Source organism: Variovorax sp. 10L426 (assembly GCF_056395305.1).
The window spans coordinates 132,020-154,532 of sequence record NZ_JBFTJF010000015.1 but is presented as its reverse complement, the minus strand read 5'-3'; the positions used below and the strand labels follow the sequence as shown (position 1 = coordinate 154,532).

The 22,513-nt window shown below is 65.1% G+C and carries 20 protein-coding genes and 1 tRNA gene; 12 read left to right on the top strand and 9 right to left on the bottom strand.

All coding sequences use genetic code 11. The features are described 5' to 3' along the window. Positions 1-57: 57 nt before the first annotated feature. The 4 genes from AC1DHL_RS21855 to AC1DHL_RS21840 are packed head-to-tail and all read left to right on the top strand — an operon-like array spanning position 58 to position 4,538. Complete coding sequence (locus AC1DHL_RS21855) at positions 58-1,224, top strand: Gfo/Idh/MocA family protein (RefSeq protein ID WP_478163346.1); 1,167 nt, start codon at positions 58-60, stop codon at positions 1,222-1,224. 41 nt (positions 1,225-1,265) lie between these two features. Then, a complete protein-coding gene (locus tag AC1DHL_RS21850; RefSeq protein WP_478163345.1) occupies positions 1,266-2,291 on the top strand; it encodes a ligase-associated DNA damage response exonuclease in 1,026 nt (341 codons plus the stop codon). Further along, positions 2,288-3,934: an ATP-dependent DNA ligase gene (locus AC1DHL_RS21845; RefSeq protein WP_478163344.1), complete on the top strand. Its 1,647-nt coding sequence runs from the start codon at positions 2,288-2,290 to the stop codon at positions 3,932-3,934. The genes AC1DHL_RS21850 and AC1DHL_RS21845 overlap by 4 nt, the downstream gene beginning before the upstream one ends. 31 nt (positions 3,935-3,965) lie before the next feature. Continuing rightward, positions 3,966-4,538, top strand: coding sequence for a Crp/Fnr family transcriptional regulator (locus tag AC1DHL_RS21840; protein ID WP_478163343.1), 573 nt, complete (start codon positions 3,966-3,968; stop codon positions 4,536-4,538). An 11-nt stretch (positions 4,539-4,549) separates the two neighbouring features. Here AC1DHL_RS21840 and AC1DHL_RS21835 read toward each other — a convergent pair whose 3' ends face one another. Genes AC1DHL_RS21835 through AC1DHL_RS21825 form a run of 3 tightly spaced genes read right to left on the bottom strand, consistent with a single transcriptional unit; the run spans position 4,550 to position 6,606 of the window. Continuing rightward, positions 4,550-5,059: a TPM domain-containing protein gene (locus tag AC1DHL_RS21835; RefSeq protein WP_478163367.1), complete on the bottom strand. Its 510-nt coding sequence runs from the start codon at positions 5,057-5,059 to the stop codon at positions 4,550-4,552. Positions 5,060-5,070: 11 nt separating this feature from the next. After that, positions 5,071-5,994, bottom strand: coding sequence for a TPM domain-containing protein (locus tag AC1DHL_RS21830; protein ID WP_478163342.1), 924 nt, complete (start codon positions 5,992-5,994; stop codon positions 5,071-5,073). A gap of 15 nt (positions 5,995-6,009) precedes the next feature. Continuing rightward, positions 6,010-6,606 (bottom strand): LemA family protein, encoded by a 597-nt coding sequence (locus AC1DHL_RS21825; protein WP_478099085.1) that lies wholly within the window; start codon positions 6,604-6,606, stop codon positions 6,010-6,012. A gap of 45 nt (positions 6,607-6,651) precedes the next feature. On the opposite strand from AC1DHL_RS21825, the gene AC1DHL_RS21820 reads away from it, so the two are divergent. Genes AC1DHL_RS21820 through AC1DHL_RS21805 form a run of 4 tightly spaced genes read left to right on the top strand, consistent with a single transcriptional unit; the run spans position 6,652 to position 9,448 of the window. Continuing rightward, positions 6,652-7,416, top strand: coding sequence for a hypothetical protein (locus AC1DHL_RS21820; protein WP_478163341.1), 765 nt, complete (start codon positions 6,652-6,654; stop codon positions 7,414-7,416). Positions 7,417-7,460: 44 nt separating this feature from the next. Then, positions 7,461-7,913: a YybH family protein gene (locus AC1DHL_RS21815; protein WP_478099081.1), complete on the top strand. Its 453-nt coding sequence runs from the start codon at positions 7,461-7,463 to the stop codon at positions 7,911-7,913. Beyond that, positions 7,913-8,875, top strand: a complete 963-nt coding sequence (locus tag AC1DHL_RS21810) for a YheT family hydrolase (RefSeq protein WP_478163340.1) — start codon at positions 7,913-7,915, stop codon at positions 8,873-8,875. Before AC1DHL_RS21815 ends, AC1DHL_RS21810 begins: the two co-directional genes overlap by 1 nt. Positions 8,876-8,902: 27 nt before the next feature. Then, a complete protein-coding gene (locus AC1DHL_RS21805; RefSeq protein WP_478163339.1) occupies positions 8,903-9,448 on the top strand; it encodes a DUF2946 family protein in 546 nt (181 codons plus the stop codon). Between the two features lie 59 nt (positions 9,449-9,507). On the opposite strand, the gene AC1DHL_RS21800 is transcribed toward AC1DHL_RS21805, so the two are convergent. The 4 genes from AC1DHL_RS21800 to AC1DHL_RS21785 form a co-directional block, all read right to left on the bottom strand. Next, positions 9,508-10,131: a c-type cytochrome gene (locus AC1DHL_RS21800; protein WP_478163338.1), complete on the bottom strand. Its 624-nt coding sequence runs from the start codon at positions 10,129-10,131 to the stop codon at positions 9,508-9,510. Between the two features lie 191 nt (positions 10,132-10,322). Beyond that, positions 10,323-11,732: an efflux transporter outer membrane subunit gene (locus AC1DHL_RS21795; RefSeq protein WP_478163337.1), complete on the bottom strand. Its 1,410-nt coding sequence runs from the start codon at positions 11,730-11,732 to the stop codon at positions 10,323-10,325. Then, complete coding sequence (locus tag AC1DHL_RS21790) at positions 11,722-14,883, bottom strand: efflux RND transporter permease subunit (protein ID WP_478163336.1); 3,162 nt, start codon at positions 14,881-14,883, stop codon at positions 11,722-11,724. Before AC1DHL_RS21790 ends, AC1DHL_RS21795 begins: the two co-directional genes overlap by 11 nt. Before the next feature lie 13 nt (positions 14,884-14,896). Next, positions 14,897-16,141, bottom strand: a complete 1,245-nt coding sequence (locus AC1DHL_RS21785; protein ID WP_478163335.1) for an efflux RND transporter periplasmic adaptor subunit — start codon at positions 16,139-16,141, stop codon at positions 14,897-14,899. 161 nt (positions 16,142-16,302) lie between these two features. Between AC1DHL_RS21785 and AC1DHL_RS21780 the strand changes: the two genes are divergently transcribed. The 3 genes from AC1DHL_RS21780 (at position 16,303) to AC1DHL_RS21770 (ending at position 20,308) form a co-directional block, all read left to right on the top strand. Further along, complete coding sequence (locus tag AC1DHL_RS21780) at positions 16,303-16,941, top strand: TetR family transcriptional regulator (RefSeq protein WP_478163334.1); 639 nt, start codon at positions 16,303-16,305, stop codon at positions 16,939-16,941. Positions 16,942-16,985: 44 nt separating this feature from the next. Continuing rightward, a tRNA-Arg gene (locus AC1DHL_RS21775) sits at positions 16,986-17,060 on the top strand. Between the two features lie 80 nt (positions 17,061-17,140). Continuing rightward, the gene (locus tag AC1DHL_RS21770; RefSeq protein WP_478163333.1) at positions 17,141-20,308 is read left to right on the top strand and encodes a DEAD/DEAH box helicase; all 3,168 of its coding nucleotides are present in this window, start codon (positions 17,141-17,143) and stop codon (positions 20,306-20,308) included. On the opposite strand, the gene AC1DHL_RS21765 is transcribed toward AC1DHL_RS21770, so the two are convergent. Together AC1DHL_RS21765 and AC1DHL_RS21760 are read right to left on the bottom strand one after the other, a co-directional pair. Further along, positions 20,286-21,266, bottom strand: coding sequence for a phosphorothioated DNA-binding restriction endonuclease (locus tag AC1DHL_RS21765; RefSeq protein ID WP_478163332.1), 981 nt, complete (start codon positions 21,264-21,266; stop codon positions 20,286-20,288). The two genes, AC1DHL_RS21770 and AC1DHL_RS21765, sit on opposite strands and share 23 nt — an antisense overlap. A gap of 157 nt (positions 21,267-21,423) precedes the next feature. Continuing rightward, positions 21,424-21,654, bottom strand: a complete 231-nt coding sequence (locus AC1DHL_RS21760; RefSeq protein WP_478163331.1) for a helix-turn-helix domain-containing protein — start codon at positions 21,652-21,654, stop codon at positions 21,424-21,426. Between the two features lie 163 nt (positions 21,655-21,817). Between AC1DHL_RS21760 and AC1DHL_RS21755 the strand changes: the two genes are divergently transcribed. Then, on the top strand, positions 21,818-22,504 hold the full coding sequence (locus AC1DHL_RS21755) for a Bug family tripartite tricarboxylate transporter substrate binding protein (protein ID WP_478163330.1): 687 nt from the start codon (positions 21,818-21,820) through the stop codon (positions 22,502-22,504). Positions 22,505-22,513: the final 9 nt, after the last annotated feature.

Below are 22,513 nucleotides of genomic sequence, written 5' to 3'. Positions count from 1 at the left end.
GGCAAAGCCGGTTCCGCGGTGTTTCTCGAAGGGCGCGCTTCGCGGCGCTGGAATTCCATGAACCAAGATAACTCTCAACGCAAGCTGCGCTACGCCATGGTTGGCGGGGGGCGGGACGCCTTCATTGGCGCAGTGCATCGCAAGGCTATTGCGCTCGACGGGCAGGTCGAGCTGGTGGCGGGGGCGCTTTCTTCGAGTCCGGAGAAGGCGAAGGCCTCGGGGCGCGATCTGTTCCTGGCGGAGGACCGCAACCATGGGGACTGGCGCAGTCTTCTGGATGACGAGCTCAAGCGGCCGGCGGATGAGCGGATCGACTTCGTCTCGATCGTCACGCCGAACCACATGCACTATCCGGTGGCGCAGGCGTTTGTCGATGCGGGCTTCCACGTCGTTTGCGACAAGCCGCTGGTGCATACGCGCGAACAGGCGGATGCGCTGGTGGCGGCGGTGGCGCGGCAGGGCACGGTGTTTGGCGTGACCTACAACTACACCGGCTATCCGATGGTTCGGCAGGCGCGGGAGATGGTGCGGTCGGGTGAACTCGGCGAGATCCGGAAGGTGGTCGTCGAATACAACCAGGGGTGGCTCGCAGCGCGGCTGGAAGACTCGGGCAACAAGCAGGCGGCTTGGCGCAGCGATCCTGCACAAAGCGGGGCGGCCGGGGCGATTGGCGACATCGGCTCGCATGCGGAGAACCTTGTCGCGACCGTCACGGGGCTGGAGATCGAAAGCCTCTGCGCCGACCTGAGTTCGCTGGTGCCGGGGCGTCCGCTCGATGATGACGGCAGCATGCTGTTGAGGTTTCGCGGTGGGGCACGAGGGGTGCTGATCGCATCACAGATCAGCACCGGCCTCGAGAACGACTTGCGGCTGCGCGCTTCCGGCGCGCTCGGCACGCTGGAGTGGCACCAGGAGCGACCCAGCGAGCTGACGCATCTGCCGCACGACGGGCCGAAGCGCGTCTTCACGCGCGGCGGAAGCTGGCTTTGCGAATCGGCGCGGCGCGCGAGTCGGCTGCCGACGGGGCATCCGGAAGGCTTCATCGAGGCCTTTGCGAATATCTACGGCGGCGTGGTCGCGGATATCCGTGCGCGGTTGGCGGGCGTGGCTGCCGATCCGCTCTCGACGGACTATCCGCGGGTGGAGGACGGTGCGCGCGGCGTGCGTTTCATCGAACGCACGGTGACTTCGTCCGCCAGCACGGTCAAGTGGACGGGGTGGTAGCCGACATGACCAGAACGGCCCGGTCGGCTTAAGCTGGCGAGGTGTCGCGCGACCTCGTCATTGCCCGCCCCGAAGGGCTCTACTGTCCGCCGGGCGATTTCTACATCGACCCATGGCGGCCGGTCGATCGTGCGGTGATCACGCATGCGCATTCTGACCACGCGCGTATCGGCCACGGTCACTATCTGGCGCACACCGACAGCGAAGGCACGCTGCGCGTCCGGCTCGGCGAGATCACGTTGCAGACCATGCCCTACGGCGAGGCGATCTTGCATCACGGCGTACGAATTTCGCTCCACCCGGCCGGCCATGTGCTGGGGTCAGCCCAGATTCGCCTTGAACATGAAGGGCGCGTGTGGGTCGCGTCGGGCGACTACAAGACCGAAGCCGATGGCACCTGCACGCCGTTCGAGCCCGTGCCTTGCGACACCTTCATCACCGAATCGACCTTCGGCCTGCCGATCTACCGCTGGCCCGCACAGGCGAAACTCTTTGCAGAGATCAACGACTGGTGGCGCACCAACGCGGCGCAGGGGAGGGCCTCGGTGCTGCTGTGCTACGCCTTCGGCAAGGCGCAGCGCATCCTGCATGGCGTGGATGCGACGATCGGGCCGATCGTGGTTCACGGCGCGGTCGAGGCATTGAACGACGTCTACCGTGCGGCTGGCGTGGCGTTGCCGCCGACGCTGCGCGCGACAGATGCAGGCGTCGATGCGGCGTTGCTCAAGAAAGCACTCGTGCTTGCACCCCCCTCGGCCCACGGTTCGCCCTGGATGCGCCGCTTCGGCAACTACGCCGATGCCTTCGCCAGCGGCTGGATGCAACTGCGTGGCACGCGGCGCCGTCGCGGGGTGGATCGGGGCTTCGTGATGTCCGATCACGCTGATTGGGCGGGATTGCAAGCAGCCATCGCGGGAACCGGCGCGGGGCGCGTCATCGTCACGCACGGCAACGTGGCCGTGATGGTGCGTTGGCTCGGTGAGTTGGGGCTCGACGCGCAAGGCTTCGAGACAGAGTACGGCGACGAGGACCTGGAGCCGACCGGCACGGCGGTCGCGGCGCCATGAAGGCATTCGCCGCGCTCTACCGAGACCTGGATGCGACGACCTCCAGTCTCGCGAAGCAGGCGGCGCTTCAGCGCTACCTGCAAGTCGCGGCGCCTAAGGATGCCGCATGGGCGGTCTATTTTCTGGCCGGCGGAAAGCCGCGCCAGCTCGTGCCCACGAAGCTGCTGAGACTCCTGGCACAAGAAGCCGCGGGCCTGCCGGAATGGTTGTTCGACGAAAGCTACGAAGCCGTCGGCGACCTGGCGGAAACCATCTCGCTGCTGTTGCCGCCGCCCACGGAAGCGCACGACCTGGGGCTGGCGGACTGGGTCGAACAGCACCTTCTGCCGCTGCGCCAGATGACGCCGGAGGCCCTGTCGGATGCATTGCGCCGGCAATGGCGGCAATTGGCGCCGGAGGAGAGGCTCGTCTACTTCAAGCTGATCACGGGCGCGTTCCGCGTCGGTGTGTCGCGCCTGCAGGTGACCCAGGCACTCGCCGCAGTCGGTGCGCTCGATGCCAAGCGTGTCGCACAGAGGCTGATGGGCTACACGAACATCGGCGGCCAGCCGACCGCCGCCGACTATGCCGCGCTGATCGCGCCCGAGAACACCGGCGAACTGGATCAGCAGACGAGCGGACAGCCCTATCCGTTCTTTCTCGCGCATCCTTTCAACAATCCGCTCGATGAGTTCGATGCCACGCTCGGTGCGCCTTCGGCGTGGATCGTCGAGTGGAAATGGGACGGCGTCCGCGCCCAACTGGTCAAGCGCGCCGGCCAGGTATGGCTGTGGTCCCGCGGCGAGGAACTGGTGACCGATCGATTCCCCGAACTCGCGCAAATGGGCGAAACGCTTTCCGACGGCACGGTGATCGACGGCGAAATCGTCGTCTGGCGGGATGACCGCGTGCAACCCTTTGCCGATCTGCAGAAGCGCATCGGACGCAAGACGCTGACGCCGAAGCTGCTGCGCGAAATCCCTGTCGTGCTGCTCGCCTACGACCTGCTCGAATGGGAGGGCCGCGATCTGCGCGACTCGCCGCTGCAGGAGCGCCGGGGGCGTCTCGACGAACTGGTCACCGTCGCCCAGCATCCATCGCTCGTCGCCAGTCCCATGGTGCATGGCGACAGCTGGCAGGATCTCGCGCGACAACGCGAGGCTGCGCGTTCGATGGGGGTCGAGGGATTCATGCTCAAGCAGCGTGACGCGCGCTATGGCGTCGGGCGCACCAAGGACGTCGGTGTCTGGTGGAAATGGAAGATCGATCCTCTCTCCGTCGACGCCGTACTCGTCTACGCGCAACGCGGGCACGGGCGCCGCGCAAGCCTCTACAGCGACTACACCTTCGCGGTGTGGGACAGCGCACCCGACAACGCCGACCGCACGCTCGTTCCTTTTGCCAAGGCCTATTCGGGCTTGACCGATGCCGAAATGGCGAGCGTGGACGCGGTGATCCGCAAGACCACGATCGAAAGCTTCGGCCCCGTCCGCAGCGTGAAGCCGACGCTGGTCTTCGAGCTCGGCTTCGAGGGCATTGCACGGAGCGCGCGGCACAAGAGCGGCATCGCCGTGCGTTTCCCGCGGATGCTGCGCTGGCGCCAGGACAAGCCGGTGGAAGAGGCCGACACCCTCCAGACGTTGGAGACCCTGCTGCCGTCCTGACAGCCGAGGCGGGGCTGCCCGACAATGCGGCATGGACAATTCCCGTGACTCCTATCCCGCCGTCGATTTGCGCGAGCAGGCCGTCTACATGCTCACGCAGGCCGCGCCGATGATGGGCATGACCCCCAACGAGGCGCGGCTCGTGCTCGACGTGATGCGACCTGTGCATCTCCTGCCCGACACCTTGCTGTTCGAGGAAGGCGACACGGAGGACAACAACTACATGGTGCTCGTGCTCGATGGCCAGGTGCGCGCCACCAGCGCCGGACTGCCGGGCGAAGAAGTGGTGATCTCCGTCATCGGGCCGGGCAGCCTGATCGGCGAGATGGGCGTGCTCGATGGCGGTCCGCGTTCGGCCACCTGCACGGCGCTGACCGAGGTCAAGCTCGGCGTGCTGTCGCGCGAGGCCTTCATGGGGCTCATCAAGTTGCAGCCTGCGGCGGCGTCGCGGCTCGCACTGTCGTTGTCGAAAGGTCTCGCGGACCGTCTGCGTGAAAGCAATCGACGCCTGCGCACCTTGTCGCAGGTCACACGCGCCCTGCAATCCGAGCTGGATGCGGTGCACGCCGTCAACCGAAGGCTGCTGGACGCTCAGGGCTACTGAGGCGCAGCGCCTCAGAGGATGACGGGCGCGTCCGGGAGTTCGTTGCGGTCGGCCTCGCCTTCGGCCAGCGGAAAGTGTTCGACCAGCAGGGCCGACACTTCTTCGAGCGCCTGCGTGAGGCCATCCTCGAATCGGCCTTCGCGAAAGGCCGCACCCATGCGTTGAGCCATGGCGGCCCAGTCTTCATCGCTCACGCGCGAATCGATGCCGCGATCGGCCACGATCTCGATCGCATGCTCGGCCAGCAGCAGGTAGATCAGCACGCCATTGTTGTGCTCCGTGTCCCAGACCCGCAGCTTGCCGAACAGCGTGATGGCGCGCTCGCGCGGCGGCGCGTCTCGCCACAGGTAGGACATCGGCAGGCCGGCCTCGACGCAGATGCGGATCTCTCCGCTGTGCCGTCGTTCGCTCGCGCCCACGCGCCGCTCGAGGCGTTCGAGCACGTCGGGCGGCAAGGCCTTGCGCACCTCGGCCTCATCGACCCACCGGTGGCGCCAGAGCCGCGCGAAACGCGAAAGCATCGATGCCATGGTCACCAGTCCCCCGAGGCGCCGCCGCCGCCGAAATTGCCGCCGCCACCGGAACTGAAGCCCCCGCCGGAGGAACCGCCACCCCAGCCTCCGCCACCTCCGCCGAAGCCGCCTCCAAACCCTCCACCGCCAAAGCCTCCGCCCCGCCGACCGACGCCCGAGCCGAAGGCCAGCGACAGCAACGTGAAGAGCAGGGCGCCCAGGCCCGCCAGCACCGCGATCACGACGCTCGACGTCAGCACCATCACCACGACACCGGTGAGTCCGCCCATCGCCAGCGAGCCAGGGATCTTGCCGAAAATGCGTCGCGCGATCGGCCCCGCCACCAGCACGCCGACGAAGAGGAACACCGCGAGGTCTTGCCAGTTGAATCCGTTGTTGTTGCCGAGGCCGTCGCCGAAGTCGCCGCTGCGGGCATCGACCTCCGGCAGCGGCTCACCCTTGACGCGCGCGATCAACTGATCGGCCGCCGCATCGAGCCCGCCGGCGAAGTCGTTCTGCCGGAAACGCGGCTTCATCGCGTCGTCGATGATGTGCGCGGCGGCGAGGTCGGGCACCGCGCCTTCGAGCGCCTTCGCGACTTCGATGCGCATCTTGCGGTCGTTCTTCGCGACGATGACGAGAATGCCGTCGCCGACCTCCTTGCGCCCGATCTTCCACGCATTGCCGACGCGATTGGCATAGCTGGCGATGTCTTCAGGCTGCGTGGTCGGGACCATCAGCATCACGATCTGCGAGCCCTTCTGCTGTTCGAAGGCCTGCAGCTTGGCTTCGAGCGCCGCGCGCTGGGCATCGCTCAGCGTGCCGGTCTGGTCGATGACCCGCGCCTCGAGCTTCGGCACGGGCAACAGGCCCTGCGCGTGCGTACCGAAGACGGCCCACAGCAAGAGGACCGTCAGGGCGCGCAGGATGCGGGCAGCCGTCATGGCGATGGCCCGGGCCTACTTCTTCGGCGCGCTGAAGTCCACCGTGGGCGGGGTCGAGATCTGTGCCTCGTTCTGCACCGTGAAGTTGGGCTTGGGCTCGTAGCTGAAGACCTTGGCCGTCAGGTTCGTGGGAAAGCTGCGCGCCAGCACGTTGTATTCCTGGACCGTCTGGATGTAGCGGTTGCGCGCCACCGTGATGCGGTTCTCGGTGCCTTCGAGGGTCACGCGCAGATCGCGGAAAGCCTGGTTGGCCTTGAGATTGGGGTATTGCTCCGACACCGCCATCAGCCGCGACAGCGCGCTCGACAGTTCGCCTTGCGCCTGCTGGAACTTGTTGAAGGCCTCGGGGTTGTTGAGCGTCTCGGGCGTGACCTGGATCGACGTGGCCTTGGCGCGCGCCTCGATCACCTTGGTGAGCGTTTCCTGCTCGAAGTTGGCTTCGCCCTTGACCGTGGCCACGATGTTCGGCACCAGGTCGGCGCGGCGCTGGTACTGGTTGAGCACTTCGCTCCAGGCCGATTTGCTGGCCTCGTCGAGGCGCTGGAAGTCGTTGTAGCCGCAGCCCGCCAGCGAGAACGCCGCGAGGATGATCAAAAGCCAGCGTTTCAACATCACCAAGCCCCTTGTTGTGAAGTCGGCAAAGGTAGCATAGATGGAATGGCGGTCGATCCTCTCCAAGCGCTGCAGGCGGCCAACCGTGGGCCGGTGCCGAACATTGCGGCAAGTGAATCCAAGGGCACGCTGCTGATCTGCGGCGCGACCGGCGTGCTGGGCCAGGAGCTCGTCCGGCGCCTTGCCGGGAGGCACCGCTTTGATCACACCCTCGTGCTGGCGCGCGAACCGATTCGCGATGGGCTGCGCGGCGTCGAATCCGTACTGGCGCCGAACACGCCGATCGCCGAGTGGCCACGGGTCGAGGCCGATACGGCACTGGTCCTCTTCGAGCCGCCGCGGCTCTACTACGACCGCGAGCGTGCGCTCTGGACGCCCGAGCCGGCGCAACTGCTGGCGCTCGCGGCGTGGCTGCGCGCCTGCGGGGTGCAGACCCTCGCCATCGTGCAGCCGCACGCGCAGGGGCGGCTGCCGGAAGCACTCAAGCGCGGACTGGCGAGTCTCGATGAGCAGGCAGTGGTGGCGCAGGGTTTCGAACGCGTCATCCTCGTGCGTTCCGCCCAGAAGCCGATACAGGTCCGTTTCACGAATCCGGCCGAGCGGCTGGCGACATGGATGCTGTCCATCGCCCGCTTCATGGTGCCGACGAGCGAGCAGCCGGTGCGCGCGTCCAAGGTGGCTGAACTTGTCGACGTCGCACTGAGCATCGCGCCGCCGGGTGTGCGCGTGGCGGCGCCTGAATTGGTGTGGCAGGCGTCACAGGGGGATGTTCGCTCGGTGGTGGAGGGCTGGCTGGCCGGGCCTCCATGAAGCCCTCGTCCGAGGCAAAATCGGCGCTTCAGGCCGCATCACCCATGTCCACGAAGACCAAACTCCGCGCCGCGACTGTCGGCGGCACCGCCGACGATGTCGAAGCGGCTTTCTATGAGGCGCTGCAGCGCGGCGACGTCGATGCGCTGATGGACTGCTGGGCCGACGAGGATGAAATCTTCTGCGTGCATCCCGGCGGCCCGCGACTGGTCGGCGCGGACGCGATCCGAGCCGCTTTCGAACACATGTTCGGCAACGGTGCGATCCACGCGACGCCGGCGCGCGTGCGCAAGGTCGAATCGCTCGCGAGCGCGGTGCACAACGTGCTCGAGCGCATCGAGGTGCTGACCGCCGAAGGGCCGCGCCATGCCTTCGTGCTGGCGACCAACGTCTATCACAAGACGGCGCAGGGCTGGCGCATGGTCGCGCACCATGCCAGCCCGGGCAGCGTGCAGGACCCGGGCGACACCGGCGACGCACCGCAGACGATCCACTGATGCAATACGTCGCGCCGCGATGGTTGCCGGGCGGCAACCTGCAAACCATTTGGGCCGCGCTGTACGGGCGGCGCGTGGTGACACCTTTGCCCGACTATCGGCGCGAACGCTGGACCACGCCGGACGGCGACTTCATCGACGTCGATTTCCTCGACGCACCGGGCGAAGGGCCCAAGCCGTTGCTCGTGCTGTTTCACGGACTCGAGGGTTCGTCGCGCAGCCACTATGCCGAAGCGTTCGCGGCCTTCGCGAGCGAGCGCGGCTGGGACTATGCCGTGCCCCATTTCCGCGGCTGCAGCGGCGAGCTCAACCTGGCGCCGCGCGCCTACCACTCCGGGGACTTCGAGGAAATCGGCTGGATCCTGGCGCGGATGCGCGAGCGGCGCGAAGTCGTCAGGGCGGCGGGCGTGTCCCTTGGCGGCAATGCGTTGATGCGCTGGGCCGAGGAGGCGGGCAGCGAGGCGTCGAAGTTCGTGCGTGCGGTTGCATCCGTTTCGGCGCCGCTGGACCTGGCCGCGGGGGGCTCCGCCATCGGGCGCGGCTTCAACAAGCTGGTCTACACGCGCATGTTCCTCTCGACCATGAAGCCCAAGGCGCTGGCCAAGCTGGCGCAACATCCGGGCCTGTTCGATCGCGAAACGCTCATCGCGGCGCGGAACCTGTACGACTTCGACAACGTTTTCACCGCGCCGCTGCACGGCTTTCGCGACACGGATGACTATTGGACGCGCGGCTCGGCCAAGCCGCATCTGCACGCGATCCAGATTCCGGCGCTGGTCGTGAACGCCGCCAACGATCCCTTCGTGCCGGCCGACAGCCTTCCGCGGCCGGGGGAAGTCGGCCGCCACGTCACGCTGTGGCAGCCTGCCCATGGCGGGCACGTCGGTTTTCCGCTCGGAATGCCGCCCGGCCATGTGCGCGAAATGCCCGAGCGCGTAGTGACCTGGTTGGCGAACTGCTGACCGCCCCGGCAGGAGCAAAATTCCCTTATGGATGACATCGTCAAGCAAGCTTTGGCCAAGTGGCCGAACGTGCCGCACTGTTATGGATGGCTCGGCCTCGACGCACGCGGCAACTGGTACTTGCGAGACGACCCTACGCAAGCCGCAGGAACGTTCGCAATGGCCAAGGGGTCGATGCTGCGTCACGAAAAGCTGATCGAGTTCATCCAGCGCAACTACGAGCACGACGACCTCGGCCAGTGGTTTTTCCAGAATGGTCCGCAGCGGGTGTACGTCGAACTGGAAGTCGCGCCGTGGGTCTGGCGCATCGGCGAGGACTTCTCGGTCCGCTCGCATTCAGGCCTGGCCATCGAACCTTCCGCCTGTCTCCTCGATGAAAACGGCAAGCTGTATCTTGTGGCGCCCATCGGGCTCGGGCTGGTTCACACCCAGGATGTCGGCATGGCGTCGGAGGCCATCGAGCAGGGGCGATGGGTGCCGGAGGACGTGAGGGCGGATGATTTGCCCGGGCGCTTCGGATTCGTTGTGAGCCCCGCGGCGCGCCAACCGGCCAAGTCCGCTGCGTCTCACTGAGGACTGATCAGGCAATAAAAAAGCCCGCACATGCGGGCTTCTCTATTTCTGGGGTGATGCTATTGCTTGGTCTCGGCTGGTGCGGGCGCAGCTGCGGCGTCGGTTGCCGGTGCCGCCCCTTCCGCCGGAGCGGCAGCCGGGCGATCCGGCACAGGGAACGTGGCACCACCGGCATTCGCCATGTAAACCACTGCGCGACCCACTTCCAGATCCTCGAAATCACCGCCGCCTTGTGGAGGCATCGCGCCCTTGCCCTTGAGCGCATGCTCCAGCAGCGTCGCGTAGCCTTGACCGATGCGGGGGCCCCAGGCAGCGGCATCGCTGAAATGCGGGGCGCCGGGGATGCCCGGGCTGCCGTGGCAGATCACGCACTGCGCCTTGAACACCGCTTCGCCGGTGGCGAGGGGGCGGTTGGCGTCGCGGATCTCGATCGAGCCCACCTTCTTCAGGCGCTCGGCGATCTCTTTGTCGCGCACTTCCTTTGAAACACCGTAGAGCGACATGCTTTCGCCAACCGCGGAACCCGAAGGATGGGTGCCCGAGACCACGTACGAGACAAGGCCCGCAATGATCAGGATCGGAGCAACGAACGAGAAAAATACAGCGATCAGGAGTTGCTTGGGATTCTTGATCGGGCCGGTGTGGGCTTCTTCTGCGGCCTGGTAGTGCGGATCGTCGCTCATTGGGTCCTCAGTATCTGGGGCTCTTCGGGGGGCTTTTCTAAATCAACCGCGGATTATAGGGATGAGCACACCCCCAGGTTGGCTCACTTCGTGTAGCCGCCCACCCCCTTGCAGGGGGCGCTGCCGGCGGACCGGCGAAGCCGGATCCGCGGCAGCCCACGAAGGGGCGGGCGCTTTGCGCCGCCGTCGTCTTAGCGGGTGCTCCAGCCGCCGCCTAGGGTCTTGAAGAGCGTTACCTGGTTTTGCAGCTTCGATTGGCGTGCTTGCGCTGTCGCGAGTTGTGAGGTGTACAGGGAGCGTTGCGCGTCCAGCAGGTCGAGGCCGCTCGCGACGCCGTTGCGATAGCGGAGGTCCGACAGCTTGAAACGGATCTCTTCCGCGTTGGACTGAGCAATCAAGGCGCGGAGTTCATCGTCGAAGGTCGCACGGCCCGCGAGCGCGTCGGCGACCTCGCGGAACGCGTTCTGGATGGCCTTTTCGTACTGCGCCACGGCGATCTCGCGGCCTGCGCGCGCTGAATCCAGGGTCGCTTGATTGCTGCCCGCGTTGAAGATCGGCAAGGTGACCTGCGGTGCGAAGGTCCATGCCTTGGACCCGCTGCCGAAGAGTCCCGAGAACTCGGTGCTGGCGGTGCCGATCGACGACGTCAGCGTGACGCGCGGGAAGAAGTTGGCCCGTGCGGCGCCGATGTTCGCGTTGGCCGAAATCAATTGCTGCTCGGCCGCGCGGATATCGGGGCGTTCGGTCAACAGGTCCGAAGGCAGTCCGGCGGGCAGGTCCTGCATCGGCGCGAGGGCCTGCAGCCCTTCCTTGCTTCCTGTGGTGGCCTCGGGCGGCACCGGCGCGCCGAGCAGCAGTGCGAGCGCGTTCTCGTCCTGCATGCGCACGCGCTGCTGCTGCGCATAGGCGGCGCGGGCGGTTTCGGCCTGCGATTCCGCAAAGCGAAAGTCGATCTCGGAAGACACGCCGTTGTCGAACCGCATCTTCGTGAGCTTGAGCGACTCGTCGCGCGTCACCATGGTCTGGCGCGTGATCTCGAGCACTTCGTCGTCACCCAGCACCGCGAGCCAGCCGTTGGCAACCGCGGCAACCAGGCTGATCTGCACCGCCTTGCGCGACTCCTCGGTGCCGAGGTATTGCGCCAGTGCCGCATCCTTCAGGCTCGCGATGCGCCCGAAGAAATCGATCTCCCAGGACGTGATGCCGACGCCGACCGTGTAGACCGACGACACACCCGTCCCGACCAGCGAAGGCCGCTGACGCGTTTCGCTGGCGGCCGCATCGAGTGCCGGAAACAGCGCCGACCGCTGGATCTGGAACTGCGCGCGCGCCTGCTCGATGTTGAGCACTGCCACACGCAGATCGCGATTGTTGGCCAGTGCCATGTCGATCAGCTTCACGAGACGTGGGTCCGTGAAGTAGTCCTGCCACGCAATGGTCGCGGCCAGCGGTTGTTGCGCTTCAGCCGGCTGCGCGTTCGGAAACACTGCAGGCACGGGCGCCGCCGGTCGCTCATAGGTAGGAATCAACGAACAACCGCTCAGGAAAAGAGCCGAGGCCGTCGCGACAGCGGCCAGGCTGGGGGTGTACTTACTCTTCATGGTTTTCCTCAATACCCGCAGCCTGCGCATGGCGCTTGTCCATCTCGTGCTGGCGCTCGCTGCCCTTGAACAGCGTGCGCACAACCACGAAGAACACCGGCACGAAGATCACGGCGAGTGACGTGCCGGTCAACATGCCGCCGAGCACGCCGGTGCCGATCGCACGCTGGCTCGCCGAGCCGGCGCCGGAGGCGAGCACCAGCGGCAGCACGCCCAGGCCGAAGGCCAGCGAGGTCATGATGATCGGACGGAACCGCAGGTGGGCGGCGGCCAGGGCGGACTCGATCACGCCCTTGCCTTGTGCCTGCAGGTCCTTGGCGAATTCGATGATCAGAATCGCGTTCTTCGCGGACAGGCCGATGATCGTGATCAGCCCGACCTGGAAGTACACGTCGTTGGAGTAGGAGCGGATCAGCGTCGCGAGCAGCACGCCGAGCACGCCCAGCGGCACCACCAGGATCACCGACAGCGGAATCGTCCAGCTCTCATACAGCGCGGCGAGGCACAGGAACACCGCCAGGATCGCGAAGCCATACAGGATGATGGCCTGCGAGCCCGCGAGCTTTTCCTCGCGCGATTGCCCGGTCCATTCGTAGCCGAAGCCGGCCGGCAGTTGGGCAGCGAGCTTCTCCATCTCGGCCATGGCGGCGCCCGAGCTGTAGCCCGGTGCGGCGGAACCCGAAATGCGGATGGCCGGATAGCCGTTGTAGCGCACGGTCTGTTGTGCGCCGGTTATCCAGCGCGTACTCGCGAACGTCGAGAGCGGCACAGGCAGGCCCTGGGCATTGCTCGCATTGAGCTTGAGCAGGTCTTCCGGCTGCATGCGTGCCGGCGCGTCGGCCTGCACCACCACGCGCTGCAGACGACCCTGATTGGGGAAGTCGTTCACGTAGGAGGAACCGAGTGCTGTCGACAGCGTGGTGTTGATCGAATCGAAGGTCACGCCCAAGGCATTCGCCTTGTCGCGATCGATGTCGATCTGCAACTGCGGCGCGTCTTCCAGGCCATCCGGACGCACCTGCGTCAGCAGCGGGCTCTTGCTCGCCATGCCCAGCATCTGGTTGCGCGCGTTGACGAGCGCTTCGTGGCCCAGCCCCGCGCGGTCCTGCAGGCGGAAGGTGAAGCCGCTGGCGTTGCCCAGTTCGGGAATGGGCGGCGGGCTCAGCGGGTAGATGAACGCATCGCGCACGCTCGAGAGTGCACCGAAGGCGCGACCTGCCAATGCATCGGCGGAGTGCGCCGGGTCCCTGCGCTGGTCCCAGTCCTTGAGCGTCACGAAAGCGAGACCGGCGTTCTGGCCCTGGCCCGAGAAGCTGAAGCCCAGCACACCGACCATGCTCTCGACTTCAGGCTGCTTGAGGATGTACTTCTCGACATCCTTGATCACCGACAGCATGCGCTCCTGCGTGGCGCCCGGAGGCAGCTGCACGTTCACGATGATGTTCCCCTGGTCTTCCTGCGGCAGGAAGGAGGTGGGTAGCTGTCGATACACCAGCACCACCGCGCCGATGATCGCTGCGTAGATCACGAGATAGCGTGCAGCACGCCGGAGAATGCGCGACACCAAGCTCTCATAGCCTTTGGCCGTGCGCGAGAAACCGCGGTTGAACCAGCCGAAGAAGCCCGTCTTCGCGTGGTGATGACCCGCTTCGACCGGCTTGAGCAGCGTCGCGCACAGGGCCGGCGTCAGCGACAGCGCCATGAATGCCGAGAAGCCGATCGAGGCCACCATCACCGCCGAGAACTGCCGGTAGATGTTGCCGGTGGAGCCCGCGAAGAAGGCCAGCGGCACGAACACCGAGATCAGCACCACCGTCACGCCGATGATGGCGCCGGAGATCTGGCGCATGGCCTTGCGCGTGGCTTCGAGCGGCGATAAACCTTCCTCGCTCATGATGCGCTCGACGTTCTCGACCACCACGATCGCATCGTCCACCACGATGCCGATCACCAGCACCATGCCGAACATCGTGAGCACGTTGATCGAGAAGCCCAGCGCGAAGAGGACGGCGAATGTCCCCAGCAGCGCGATCGGCACCACGATGGTCGGGATGATCGTGTAACGCCAGTTCTGCAGGAACAGGAACATCACGAGGAACACCAGCGCCACGGCCTCGAACAGCGTCTTGACCACTTCGCGGATCGAGATGCTCACAAAGCGCGAACTGTCGTACGGGATCACCCACTTCACGCCCGGCGGGAAGAAGCGCGCGAGTTCCGTCATCTTGGCGCGGATGGCCTTCGCCGAAGCCAGCGCATTGCCGCTCGGCGCCAACTGGACACCGATACCGACGGCAGGCTCGCCGTTCAGGCGCGCGGACGTCGAATAGGCCTGGCCGCCGAGTTCGATGCGCGCGACATCCTTCAGCCGAACCGCCGAGCCGTCGGTGTTGGCGCGCAGCACGATGTTGCCGAATTGCTCGACCGTCGTGAGCTGGCCGTTGACCACCACCGTCGCGGCGATCGCCTGGCCCGGCACATTCGGCAGGTCGCCGATGATGCCGGAGGACACTTGCGCGTTCTGCGCCTTGATCGCCGCATTGACATCACCCGGCGACAGGTTGAAGCCATGCAGCTTGGCCGGATCGATCCACACGCGCATGGAACGCTCGGTGCCGAACAACTGGGCCTGGCCGATGCCGGAGACACGTTGGAGTTCGGGCACCACGTTGCGTGATGCGTAGTCGCCCAGCGCGATCGGATCGAAGGCGGGGTTGTCCGAAGAGAGGATCGTGAACAGCAGGAAGTTGTTGCGCGACTTGTCGACGCGCACGCCCTGCTGCGTCACCGCGGCCGGCAGGCGCGGCGTGGCGCGGGAGAGGCGGTTTTGCACATCCACCTGCGCGAGGTCGGGGTTGGTGCCCGTCTCGAAGGTGATCGTGATCGTGCCCGTGCCGTCGGCCTGAGCGACCGACTCCATGTAGATGAGACCGGGCGAGCCGTTCATCTCGCGCTCGATCACCGACAACACGCTGTCTTCCAGCGTCTGAGCCGATGCACCGGGGTAGGCCGTGCTGATGACGATCGCAGGCGGAGCCACCGGCGGATATTGCGAGATCGGCAATTGCGTGATTGCAACGCCGCCCATCACGATGATGAACAGCGCGATCACCCACGCAAAGATGGGACGATCAATAAAGAATTTAGCCATGCGGGCGCGCTCCTTACTGCTTCGCGGCGGGAGCCGGAGCTTCTGCCGCGGCAGCAGGAGCTGCCGTCTCGACGGGCTTCCATGGCACTGCCTTCACGGCCGTGCCCGGCGGCATCATCTGCAGCTTCTGGAAGCCGTCGACCATGACCTGCTCGCCGGCCTTCAGGCCTTCGAGCACCACCCACTGGTTGTTCTGCGCCGCGCTGATCTTGACGGTGCGCTTGGTGAGCTTGCCGTCGGCTTCGACCACCGTGAGCGTGTCACCCTGCTGCGTGCGCGTGACCGCCTGCTGCGGAACCGTGATGGCGTTGGCGGCCTGCGCCTGCTCCAGGCGGACCCGCACATACAGCCCGGGAAGTAGCGTGCCGTTGGGATTGGGAACCTCGGCGCGCAGCGTGACCTGGCCCGTCGTGGCGTCGACCGTCAGGTCGGAAAACAGCAGCCTGCCGGGCAGCGGATATTCGCTGCCGTCTTCGAGCACCACGCGCACGCTGGCGGCATTCGCGCCGCTGGCGCGCTTGAACTGGCCGGCTTCCATCGCACGGCGCAGCCGGAGAACGTCCGTGGCCGATTGCGTGAAGTTCACATACATCGGATCGATCTGCTGGATGATGGCCAGCTCGGTGGCATCGCTTTGGCCCACGAGCGCGCCTTCGGTCACCAGCGCGCGGCCGATGCGGCCGGAGATCGGCGCCGTCACGGCGGCGTAGCCGAGATTGATCTTGGCCGTCGTCAGCGCGGCACGGCTCACGCCCACGTCCGCTTCGGCCGTCTTTTGCGCGGCCACCGCGTTGTCATATTCCTGCTTGCTGACGGCGTTGACCGCTACCAGCGGCTTGTAGCGATCGGCCAGCGCCTTCGCCTGCACTGCATTGGCTTCGGCGCGCGCGAGGCTCGCCTCGGCACTGCGCGCGGCAGCAGCGTATGGAGCGGGATCGATGCGGAACAGCAGCTGCCCGGCCTTCACGTCGCTGCCTTCCTTGAAGACACGCTCCAGCAGGATGCCGGCCGCGCGTGCGCGCACCTGGGACACCCGCGACGCTTCGAGCCGACCCGGAAGCTCGGTGATCAGGCCGACATTCGTCGGTGTGGCGACCACCACGCCGACTTCAGGCGGCGGTGGCGCCGCGCCGCCGTGCCCGGCCGGGGCATCGCCCTTGCCGCAGGCCGTCAGTACGAGGAGCGCGGCGGTGGCGGCTGCAATGGCCGCGTTGCGCGGCGAAAACAATGGGTGGCGCGAGACATGCAGGACGGGCATGCGATTCCTTTGAAACGAGGACTGGGACGGCGAATGCCCGCGCGGTTGCCAAAGGCAATACGGCGAGGTCGGCCATCGGGAAAGGGCCGTAGTTTACATACATTCATGCATGTATAGTGACAGCCTTGCGCAGCGTAGTGAATTCTATAAAAGGGGACAAGGTGGTTCGTCGTACCAAGGAAGAGGCACAGGAGACTCGGCATCGCCTGCTCGATGCGGCCGAAGTGCTTTTCCAAGCGCAGGGCGTATCGCAGACCTCGCTGCAGCAGATTGCCCAGCACGCCGGCGCCACGCGCGGCGCGATCTACTGGCACTTCAAGGACAAGGCCGACCTGTTCAACGCGATGATGGATCGCGTCACGCTGCCGCTGGAGGCTGCCGCGCAGAAGGTGGCCGGCGGCCCCGACGCCGACCCCGTCGAAGACGTCGAACGCATGATGGTCGAGGCCCTGAAACAGATGACCAGCGACCCCCAGGTGCGGCGCGTGTTCGAGGTGGCCACGCACAAGGTCGAATACACGCACGACATGGAATCGGTGCACCAGCGGCACCTGGAAGCACGCAACGCCTGCGTGGTCGATTTCGAGAAGGCCCTGCTCGGCGGCGCCCGCCGCGCCCGGATCCGGATGCCGATTCCTGCGGCGGCGGCGGCGCAGGGGCTGCATGCGCTGATCAGCGGGCTGATCCAGGACTGGCTGCTGGACCCCGAGGCCTTCGACCTGGTGTCGACGGGGCGGCGAACGTTCCGGGTCTATCTTTCAGGGCTGGGGTTTGTGCGGCCTTTGGCGAGCGCTGGCTGATAGGCGATAATGCAAGGCTCCTGACGCGGTCAGGAGACACCCATCTCGCTGTATTTCAACGGATAGAATTCGGCCCTCCGAAGGCTGAGATCCAGGTTCGATTCCTGGCGGCGGGACCAGATTTGCAACGTTTCACCGAGCATCAGAAACCCGCACGCTTTCCGGCGTAGCGGGTTTTTCTTTGACCCCGAGGAGCGCGATGGCATTGATCGATGGCCTGTACGACTTGTTGTTGACCGAGGGCCTGGCTCGGTCGCTCGCAGCTATTGACCCAAACAGCGCCGACGTACAGACCCTTAGGGGCGGTGGAGCCGAGTTCCTGGCTGACGTCATAACTCGGCAACTCGGGGCCATCCTTGACGATGTCACCGGTGACGATGCAGACAAGCCTAAACGGCAGCTTGAACTAGTCAATGAACTCCTGGTAATGCTTCGGCAGAGGCTCGCAGTTGGCGACAACTCGATCAAGCCCATCGCCTCCGCCGAAGTCATAGACCTAGTGGCGTCGCCGCTGCGCGTTCTCAAGGCTGTCCAACTCGATCGTCAGTTCCCCCTGTCGCCCGAGATTGGTCTTGCCGCCCCTTGGCTTTTCACGGCGGGCAAGGGTTCGCCGTCCCTGTTACAGGAGATTCGGCGCGAACTCGCCTCAAGTGACCAAGTGGACATCCTTGTCAGCTTCATCACAGTATCCGGCGTCCGTAAGCTGCAGGACGTTTTTCAGCAGATCACGGCCATGGGCGCACATGGCCAAGGCGCCACGCGGTTGCGAATCCTCACGACGACTTACACAGGCGCCACAGAGGCCCGGGCCTTGGATGAACTGGCTCGTTTGCCGGGATGTGAAGTGCGCGTGTCGCTCGACGGCCGGCGCACTCGCTTGCATGCGAAGGCTTGGCTGTTTCAGCGCAAGACAGGCTTCGGCTCAGCCTATGTCGGCAGCGCCAACCTGTCAGGTGCGGCACTGACCGGTGGGCTGGAGTGGACCGTCAAGCTGACTCAGCGCGCTCAAGAAGCCCTATTCGCTCGGGCCGTAGCTCATTTCGAGACGTTGTGGGCCGACAGCGAGTTCCAGCGCTATGACCCAGACAACGTCAGCCATCGGCAGGCACTGGCGGCCGCGCTCGGCCGCGAGTCCTTCGGTGGCGAGCCTACAGCCACGATCAGCTTTTTCGACCTGCAGCCCAAGACCTATCAGCAAGACATGCTGGAGCAATTGGTCGCAGAGCGCGCCCACGGTCGCAGTCGCAATTTGTTGGTCGCTGCCACTGGCACTGGCAAGACGGTGGTGGCGGCGTTTGACTATCGGAACACCTGTCGTACTGAAGGAGGACGTCCGCGTCTGCTTTTTGTGGCCCACCGTGAGGAAATCCTGCGCCAATCCCTGCGGACCTATCGCGAGGTATTGCGCGACCCAGAGTTCGGGGACCTGCTTACCGGTAGCCATCAGCCCGAGCGCTGGGACCATCTCTTTGCCACCATCGATAGCGTAACCAGCCGCGATCTGGTGGCAACCGTTGGCGCCGATCACTGGCATACCGTCGTGGTGGATGAATGCCATCGACTGGCGGCCGATCGGTTCGACGCCTTCGCTAAGGCTGTTCGCCCCAGCGTTCTGCTCGGCTTGACCGCGACGCCCGAGCGCAGCGATGGGCAACCCATCGCACAGTATTTCGATCCACGCCCAGACGGCAGCCCGGCGGTCGAACTGCGGCTATGGCACGCACTCGATTTGCAACTGCTGGCGCCATTCGAGTACTACGCCTGCGACGACGCCACCGACTTTTCGGCGGTGCCGTGGGATAAGCCGGGCGAACGTGAGGCCGTGGACAAGTTGGTCACGGGCAATGATGTGCGCGCTCGGCTCGTGATCAATGAATGGTGCCGGCTGGCGTCCGACGCATTGCGGTCCCGCGCTATCGTTTTTTGCGTGTCGGTCGCTCACGCCGAGTTCATGACCGATTGGCTCAACCGCGCCGGGTTGCCGGCGGCCTGTGTCGTGGGTACGACGGCGAGCGAGGACAGGCGCAGAGCGCCCCAACGCCTGCTCAGCGGCGAACTGTGCGCACTGGTGACGGTCGACCTTTACAACGAAGGCATCGACCTGCCCATGGTCGACACACTGTTGCTGCTGCGGCCTACGCAGAGCCCGGTGCTGTTTCAGCAGCAGATTGGCCGCGGGCTGCGACTAGCACCGGGAAAGGAGAGTTGTCTTGTGCTCGATTTCGTTGGCCAGCATCGCACTGAATTTCGATTCGACCGCTTGTTGTCGAGCCTGACCGGTTTGTCGCGCCGCGAACTGGTCGATGGCGTCGAGAACGGATTCGGCAGCCTGCCACCTGGCTGCCACATCCACCTTCAACGACAGACCCGGGAGCAGGTGCTGCAAGGCCTGCGGGCCTTGACGACGCAGAATTGGCGCCGCCTCCGAACCGAGTTGCAGACCTATGCGGCCCTGCGCGGCCGCGCGTCGGTGCGGTTGGCGGATTTCCTGCACGACCAAGCTCTGGAGCTCGAAGACGTCTATCGCAGCGGTACCGGCCAGGGCCGCAGCGGGTGGACGGCGCTGAAAAGGGACTCAGGACTGATCGCCGGTGAGGGAGGCCCCGAGGAGGACTACTTCAGCCGCCGTTTCGGCGACCTACTTCATGTGGATGATCCATATCGGCTCGACGTGATGACGGCGCTAGGCGAACGTCATGTCCATCAGCAGGCATTCGATGAGAAGGGCGCCCTGTGTGTCCAGATGCTGGCCTACCAGATTGATGGCCGCCACGAGCAGGCGGCCGGTCACGATGCTTTCGTCGAACGCCTCGATCGACACTCCGACATCGCCTCGGAGCTTGTCGAATTGTCTGGCTTGCTACAGACCCGCAGCAGCCTCAGCCCAACCTCAGTGCCAGGACTCGAAGACACACCGCTGTGCCTGCACGCCGCCTATGGTGCGCGTGAGGTGCTCACGGCAGTAGGCTGGTTGACCGCATCGCGACGTGCGCCGTTCCAGGCCGGTGTGTTGCCGCTGACCAGCCGAAAAACCGAATTATTGTTTGTGACGCTCGACAAAAGTGAGGGCTATCACGATCGAATCTCCTATCACGACTACGCGATAAGCGCCGAGCTCTTCCACTGGCAGACGCAGAATAGCGCTGGCCCGGATACACCGAGCGGCCGGCGCTATATGGAGAGTTCGGTCAACGGTTGGCAGTTCCAGCTGTTTGTTCGTCCGCGCAAAGGTGATGCGTACCGCGCTTGTGGGCGCGTGAAGCTAGAGTCAGCCGAAGGCGACCGCCCCATGAGCATCATTTGGAAGCTGGAAACGTCGCTGCCTGCTCGGCTGTTCAGGGAGTTCAGCGTGCTGCGCGGGGTGTAGCGCCAGCAGTTGTGATTTGCCGCGCCGGAATCTTGAACACGTTCTTCGTGTTCCACGCCAAGAACTCTGGCGCGGGTAGCAGGTCGCCGTGCTGTGGCGCTTGGATCAGTCGACCATGGAACTGCAGTTCGCCTTCCGTGCCGCGACCACCACTGATCGCATGCTGACTGAAGACTACGCGGTGTTCTGTCGGCTCGACCGTGAACACGCCCAGGTCAAAGAGCTTGTGATGCAGCGCGCAGAGCGAGAGTCCATTTGACTCGATATCCGGCCCGCCTACGTGGTGCCATTGGATGTGCGCGGCCTCTAGGCCCGCGGGGATATGTCCAATTCGAAGATCGAAGCCGCAGACGCAGCATCGGTATTCGTAGGCACGCAGCACCCGCTCGCGAAAGGCAGGGTCGCGCCTGCGGCGCCCTGAACTGACGTAGGCTTCAGCGAGCGGCGCGCCGTCGCATACTTCGCTGGCCCCGTCGAGATCAAGACCCACCGAGGCCGCGATGTCGGGATGCAGCGTTGACGGGAAGTACGCATCGAGCACACGTAACGCCACGGCCTGCAGTAGGCCGGGGATGTTACGCAGGGCCTCGTCGATGTCGGTAGGAAACCCACCTTTGATGTGATGGTCCCGCAACTCCCCGAGACTGGGCGTGGCAGCGGCGGAGCGATTCAGCACTCCACGCGGACCGCTCAGGTCCCACAGGGCCCCATGGCCATCGGTGGCAAGGTGCCAAAACGGATAGTGCCGCGACTTGGCGGCGCTGCTGGGGCCGAACTCAGCCAGCAACTGTCTTAGCGGGCCATCGATCGTCGCGAATTCGACCAGTCTCGGTTCACCGCGCTGCACGCGTGCCAACGCGAGCAGGATCAGCAGCGGCTTGTGCGGTGCGTAGATGCCCGCCCGTTGTGCGCGGCGGATGTTCTCGAAGGAGTTCAGTACTTCGATCGCCGTCTTCATGTCAGGTCCACCCTTGACGGCGCGTCATGAACGCCACTTTTCACCTACGCTTCAGAGCAAACTGACGATCTTTCGCACGCTTCTGCTGATCTTTCAGCCGCACTTGTTCATGGCCGCTGATCGGCTGCGCGCAAAAATGTCTGTGCGACGGCACGGCCTATGCAAGCTGGTTGACTAGTGCAGCTGGCGAAACGCCGAGCGCTCTGCACACATCGATGAACTCGATCACGTCGAGTTGCCGCTCTCCGTTTTCATACTTCGAAACGAAGGACTGCGGTCGCTTCAAGCGATCCGCCACCTGCGACTGCGTCAATGCCGCTTCACTGCGCGCCTGCGCGAGCAGCTGCCGAAGCTTCGAATAGGGATTGGGTTGCAGTCCACGTGGCACGCGGCCGAACGTACATCCCGTTTTCGAATATCCCGTTTCAGGATATTATGGGTGCGAAGCGCAGGGCCTTGGGTGCAATGCGGGTCTCGTCAACTCGCGCATCTCTGTAGCGAAATGTGGGCTCTACGCGGCAGTTCTACCAACGCGCTTTCAGGGAGACACCATGCAACACCTGCTCAGACACCTCACCCTCGACATCACATCTTTCAAGCGGCAGACCACCCTTGCCGCAGAGTCCGCCAATTCGACTTACCCCACCCGCCCGATCCGTATGGTTGTTGGCTACTTATGCAACCCCGCCGTTGAAGGCATCGCACGGGTAGTCGCCGGCAGGCTCGGCGTCGAGCTCGGGCAGCCAGTCGCGATCGACAGCAGACCTAGTGTGGGCGGCACACTGGGTCTCGCGGCAGTAGCGCGTGCGGCGCCGGACGGCCACACGCTGCTGATGAGCAGCACCACGACGATGTCGATCGCGCCACACCTCTACAACAAGCTCGAGCACGACCCGTGCGAGGACTTCGTGCCCGTGGCACTGGTCAGCCTATTGCCATGCGGGGTGGCGGTGAATTCGTCCATCCCCGCGACAGACCTCCAAGATCACATCGAGTGGCTGAAGAACAGCGGCGGCAAGGTCGACGGCATCTACGCACCACCCAGCACGTCCGCCGCGATCGTCGAAAAGCTGGCCGACGCAATCAAGCGCGCGATCCACACGGCCGACGTGCGGGCGCAACTCGCAAACCAGGGCGTCGACCTCGTGCTCCTCACGGGACCCGCCGTCCGTGCCTTCCTCGACCAGGAAGATGAGAGCCAAGCTGCGACTTCCAGTAGATCTCGCCGCCGACTTTGATCATGATGG

Coding starts and splice junctions, on each gene's coding strand:
- AC1DHL_RS21855 (WP_478163346.1), top strand. CDS start 58: ATGAACCAAGATAACTCTCAACGCAAGCTGCGCTACGCCATGGTTGGC.
- AC1DHL_RS21845 (WP_478163344.1), top strand. CDS start 2,288: ATGAAGGCATTCGCCGCGCTCTACCGAGACCTGGATGCGACGACCTCC.
- AC1DHL_RS21840 (WP_478163343.1), top strand. CDS start 3,966: ATGGACAATTCCCGTGACTCCTATCCCGCCGTCGATTTGCGCGAGCAG.
- AC1DHL_RS21835 (WP_478163367.1), bottom strand. CDS start 5,059: ATGCTTTCGCGTTTCGCGCGGCTCTGGCGCCACCGGTGGGTCGATGAG.
- AC1DHL_RS21830 (WP_478163342.1), bottom strand. CDS start 5,994: ATGACGGCTGCCCGCATCCTGCGCGCCCTGACGGTCCTCTTGCTGTGG.
- AC1DHL_RS21825 (WP_478099085.1), bottom strand. CDS start 6,606: ATGTTGAAACGCTGGCTTTTGATCATCCTCGCGGCGTTCTCGCTGGCG.
- AC1DHL_RS21820 (WP_478163341.1), top strand. CDS start 6,652: ATGGCGGTCGATCCTCTCCAAGCGCTGCAGGCGGCCAACCGTGGGCCG.
- AC1DHL_RS21815 (WP_478099081.1), top strand. CDS start 7,461: ATGTCCACGAAGACCAAACTCCGCGCCGCGACTGTCGGCGGCACCGCC.
- AC1DHL_RS21810 (WP_478163340.1), top strand. CDS start 7,913: ATGCAATACGTCGCGCCGCGATGGTTGCCGGGCGGCAACCTGCAAACC.
- AC1DHL_RS21805 (WP_478163339.1), top strand. CDS start 8,903: ATGGATGACATCGTCAAGCAAGCTTTGGCCAAGTGGCCGAACGTGCCG.
- AC1DHL_RS21800 (WP_478163338.1), bottom strand. CDS start 10,131: ATGAGCGACGATCCGCACTACCAGGCCGCAGAAGAAGCCCACACCGGC.
- AC1DHL_RS21795 (WP_478163337.1), bottom strand. CDS start 11,732: ATGAAGAGTAAGTACACCCCCAGCCTGGCCGCTGTCGCGACGGCCTCG.
- AC1DHL_RS21790 (WP_478163336.1), bottom strand. CDS start 14,883: ATGGCTAAATTCTTTATTGATCGTCCCATCTTTGCGTGGGTGATCGCG.
- AC1DHL_RS21785 (WP_478163335.1), bottom strand. CDS start 16,141: ATGCCCGTCCTGCATGTCTCGCGCCACCCATTGTTTTCGCCGCGCAAC.
- AC1DHL_RS21770 (WP_478163333.1), top strand. CDS start 17,141: ATGGCATTGATCGATGGCCTGTACGACTTGTTGTTGACCGAGGGCCTG.
- AC1DHL_RS21765 (WP_478163332.1), bottom strand. CDS start 21,266: ATGAAGACGGCGATCGAAGTACTGAACTCCTTCGAGAACATCCGCCGC.
- AC1DHL_RS21755 (WP_478163330.1), top strand. CDS start 21,818: ATGCAACACCTGCTCAGACACCTCACCCTCGACATCACATCTTTCAAG.